Here is a 4,105-nt window from a genome sequence, read left to right on the forward strand (position 1 = left end):
CGGGACCTGTATTCGCAGGCCTTTTCGCCGTCCGGTGCGGACGTGGACGGCCTTGAGCTCGCCGCGCTTGACACGCTGCAACACGGTCTGGCGGGAGACGCCGAGGGCGAGGGTGGCCTCGAGCATCGCGAGCCAGCCGTCGGGGGCGTCGTCGACGAACAGGGCGCGCAGTTGGTCGGTCATGCGGATGCGCCAGGGTGCGCCGGGGGTGTCCTGCTCGCCGGCGACGAAGCCGTCGCCGATCCAGCGGTGCAGGGTGGAGGCGGCGATGCCGAGTTCTTTCGCGGCGTCGGCGATGGTGAGCAACTCGCCCTGGGGCTGGTTCGGGTCGGGCTGGTGGCAGGGGATGTTCCAGTGGTGGCGCACGCCCTGGACGCGGGTGGCGGTGAAGGTCAGGCCGCGGGCGGTGCGGCGGCCCTGCCGGTTGAGGATCCCGGCGATCTTCGCGTCGGGGTAGTGGACGGCGAGGCGGCGGATCAGGTCGACGGTGTCCTCGTCGGTGCGGATCGTGGGCTGGCGTCGCCGGCCAGGGACAGTCAGCTCGGTCAGCGCGCCGCCTTTCCAGCGGATGAGCAGGTCGGTGCGGCCGGCGTTCTCGTCGCGCTCGACGGTGACCTTGACCTCGTCGATCAGGGTCCGCAGCAGTTGTTTGCGGTCGCGGTCGGTGGTGGTCGGGGCGGACCAGACCTGGTCGAGGTGCTGCCCGAGGGTGAGGATGTCCGCGCGTTCGTCGGGGCTCAGGGCGCGGGGGCGGGCCTGTTCGCGGCGGGCGAGCTCGGCTTCGGCGGCGGCGAGTTCGGTCAGGGCCTTCTCCCAGGCGGCCTCCAGCCCGCGGGCGACGAGCCGGTTGTCGGGGTCGACGGCCTGGTAGCGGCGTTCAGCGCGGCTGGTCTGGTAGCGGGCGTGTTCGAGTTGGCGGCGGTGCTGGTCGAGGGCGGCGTCGTGGTGGTGTTCGAGTTGTTCGGCGGCGGTGAGGCAGGCGGTCAACGCCGACGGGGCGAGCGCGGTCAGGAACGCGTCGGCGACGGCGGCGTCCAGGGCGACGCCGCCGATGTGCAGGTGACGGGTGCCGCGGCCGTCGACGATCGTGGCGGGGCCCTGGCAGTAGTAGCCCGGGGTGGCCTTGGTGGGGCCCTGGTAGAACACGGTCAGTTTGCGGCCGCAGGTCCCGCAGGTCGCCAGGCCCTGCAGCAGGGCGCAGCCCTCCCGGACGGCGCCGGTGCCGGGCTGGTGGGCCTCGGGGCGGATGTTGGCGCCGATGCGGGCCTGGTTGGCCTCGTAGGTGTCCCAGTCGATGAACCCTTCGTGGTGGTCGCGGATCAGGACCTCCCACTGGTCACGGGGGACGGCCTTGTGGCGGGTGCGCACGGTGCCGTCCTGGCCGACGTAGCGGTGCTTGCGGGTGCGGCCGTAGACGTAGGCGCCGGCGTAGGCCGGGTGGGTCAGGATCGTGTGGACGGCGTGGTAGGTCGGCTCGACCCACTCGACCTCCCCGCCGCCGGCGGCCGTGGCGTAGCCGTGGCGCTGCAGCGGCAGTGTGAGGTTCTCCTCGCGCAGCCAGAGCCAGACCTTGCGGACCGAGCCGACCTCGCCGAACCGGCGGAAGAGCGCGGCGATCACCCCGGTGACCGCTTCGTCCGGGTGGCGGCGCACCTCGCCGGGCCCCTCGGCCCAGACCAGGCCGACGGGCAGCGGGCGGCGTAGCTCGCCGCGGGCGGCCTTGTTGCGGATCCCGCCGTCGAGCCGGGCACGCAGGATGTGCAACTCGGCCTCGGACATGGTGCCCTTCAGCCCGAGCAGCATCCGGTCGTTGAACAGCGCCGGGTGGTAGACCCCGTCGGCGTCGGCGATCAGGGTGTCGGTCATCCCGGCCAAATCCAGCAGCCGGTACCAGTCGGCGTTGTTGCGCGCCAGCCGGGAGACCTCCAGGGCCAGCACGATCCCGACCTCACCCAGCGCGACCTGCGCGGTCAGCTCGGCGAACCCGGACCGGCCCGCCGTCGAGGCACCGCTGATCCCGAGGTCAGTGTCGATCACCGTGACCCGGGCCTTGGGCCAGCCGAGGCCGACCGCGCGGTCGACCAGGTCGTACTGCCGGGCGGTGGACTCCCGGTTGCGCTCGACCTGGGCGAGGCTCGACTGGCGCAGGTAGACGACCGCGCCCCGCCGCAGATGCACCCCGGTGATCTTACCGAGGTCCGTCATCGCGGCTCCCCGCCGGCGGACAGGGCCGTGCCGCTGCCGCGATCAGTCGGCCCAGCGCCGCCACCGCCGCCGCGACCGCGTCGGCCGGCAGCCGCACCGCCACGTCGGGGACGCCTGCGGGCAGCCCCGGCAACGGAAGGCTCGGCTCTGGCCGGCTCGGCATCGGGGGTCTCCTTTCCCGGACAGGCCTCAACCTGCTCCGTGATATCCGTGTCGACAACCCCCGACACGGCGGAAGGCAACAGGCCGGCCACAATCCGTGTCAGCTCGAGTAGGTCGCAGATCCGGCCGAGCGTCGGCTCCCCGACCGGGGTGCCCCCGCCGTCGGTGGCCGGCTCGGCGTGGTCGGTCCAGGCGGCCGGGATCATCGACTTGCTGCCGTCCGGCAGCTCGAGGATCAGCTCCAGCGCGCCGTGCCGGCGCATCCGGCCCAGCTCCCGCAGCTCGCGGCCCTCGAACGGGTGGCCCGGCCGGGTCACCCGCGCCACGGTCACCGGCCCTGTGCTCACCACGACACGGCCCCCGCCTCATCGCCACCGGCGGCGAGCACCGCCCGGGCGACCAGGCCAAGCGCCCGGCCATCCAGGCCAGCGAGCGTCCGTAGATCCACCGGGATGCTCTCCGTGATGCTCGCGGCGACCCGCAGCACCGTGCCCTCGCCCGCCGAGCACGGCAGCCGGCCGGCGTCCAGCGCCGCTACCGCGCCGGCCCAGTCCACCCAGGCGAACCCATCGGCCGCCTCGACGAAACCATCGAGGAAATCCCGCCGGAAAAGCCAGAACATGTGGGCGACCAGCAAATCCACCGCGGCTGCGGCGCACATGTCACCGCGTGCGCAAGATCGCAGCGCCGCGGAAAGGTTCTCGATGCCAGTAGTGTGTCGTGGACTCGTTCGACTCCCTGTCACACACGGCCGTCATGGACCGGGTGCGGCTGCGGGTCAAGGACAAGCGTGTGCTGGCGCTGGTCAAGGCGTTCCTCAAGGCCGGGATCCTCACCGAGCCCGGCGCGGTGCAGGGGACGATGACCGGCACGCCACAGGGCGGCATCCTGTCCCCGTTGATCTTTAACGTGGCGATGTCCGTGCTCGACGAGCATGTGATGGAGCCGTGGAAGCCCGGCGGGCCGATGTCGACCAGCGGGAAACGCGCGTACCGCCGCTCCAAGGGGGCACCGACGTGGCGGATCGTCCGCTATGCGGACGATTTTGTCGTGCTGGTGCATGGTTCGCGCGAGGACACCGAAGCGCTGCGCGAGGACGTCGCCGCCGTGCTCGCCCCGCTGGGACTGCGCCTGTCGCCGTCCAAGACGCGGGTCGTGCACATGGGTGACGGGTTCGAGTTCCTCGATTTCCGCATCCGGTGGAAACGCAAGAGGGGCACGAACAAGTGGTACGTCTACACCTTCGTCGCGCCCAGCTCCGTCCGGGCGCTGAAGGCGAAGATCCGTGCCCTGACGCACAGGACATCGCAGTGGGAGCTCAGATCCGTGCTGGTCAAGCTCCGGCAGCTCATGCGCGGATGGGCCTACTACTTCCGCCACGCGGTGGCGAAGTGGACCTTCAGCAAACTGGACACCTTCACCTGGTGGAGACTCGTCCACATGCTCCGGGCCCGCCACCGCTGGAACTGGGGACAGCTACGCCGCCACCTCAAGACCGCTTCCGGGCGGTGGGTGATCGCGGCTGGTGGGGTCGAGTACTTCCGGCTCCAAGGAGTGACGGTCTCCCGGTACTCCTACCGGGGCGCCAAGATCCCGTCCCCGTGGCCTTCCCCCAACCACGCCTGACGGCAGAAACCGTGGAGAGCCCGTTGCCGAGTGATCGGCACGGCGGGTTCGGCGAGCGGCTCGGGGAAACGGGCCGGGAGCAATCCCGGCACCGCGCCCCGGGCCGACTCAA

4 protein-coding genes are annotated in these 4,105 nt (G+C 71.6%); 1 reads left to right on the top strand and 3 read right to left on the bottom strand.

Features of this window, described 5'->3' with window-relative positions:
- From MJ797_RS25520 to MJ797_RS25530, 3 genes are all read right to left on the bottom strand, one after another.
- Nucleotides 1–2,205, bottom strand: a 2,205-nt coding sequence (locus MJ797_RS25520; protein WP_239342106.1) for a recombinase family protein, incomplete at its 3' end; no start/stop codon positions are given.
- Nucleotides 2,202–2,714 (bottom strand): DUF5372 family protein, encoded by a 513-nt coding sequence (locus MJ797_RS25525; RefSeq protein ID WP_239342108.1) that lies wholly within the window; start codon nucleotides 2,712–2,714, stop codon nucleotides 2,202–2,204. The genes MJ797_RS25520 and MJ797_RS25525, both read right to left, overlap by 4 nt.
- Nucleotides 2,711–2,989, bottom strand: coding sequence for a hypothetical protein (locus MJ797_RS25530; protein WP_239342110.1), 279 nt, complete (start codon nucleotides 2,987–2,989; stop codon nucleotides 2,711–2,713). Before MJ797_RS25530 ends, MJ797_RS25525 begins: the two co-directional genes overlap by 4 nt.
- Before the next feature lie 98 nt (nucleotides 2,990–3,087).
- Here MJ797_RS25530 and MJ797_RS25535 point away from each other — a divergent pair, with 98 nt between their 5' ends.
- Nucleotides 3,088–3,993, top strand: coding sequence for a reverse transcriptase domain-containing protein (locus tag MJ797_RS25535; RefSeq protein WP_239342112.1), 906 nt, complete (start codon nucleotides 3,088–3,090; stop codon nucleotides 3,991–3,993).
- Nucleotides 3,994–4,105: the final 112 nt, after the last annotated feature.

It is taken from the genome of Protofrankia sp. CiP3, from assembly GCF_917627345.1.
In the GTDB taxonomy this organism is placed as follows: domain Bacteria; phylum Actinomycetota; class Actinomycetes; order Frankiales; family Frankiaceae; genus Protofrankia.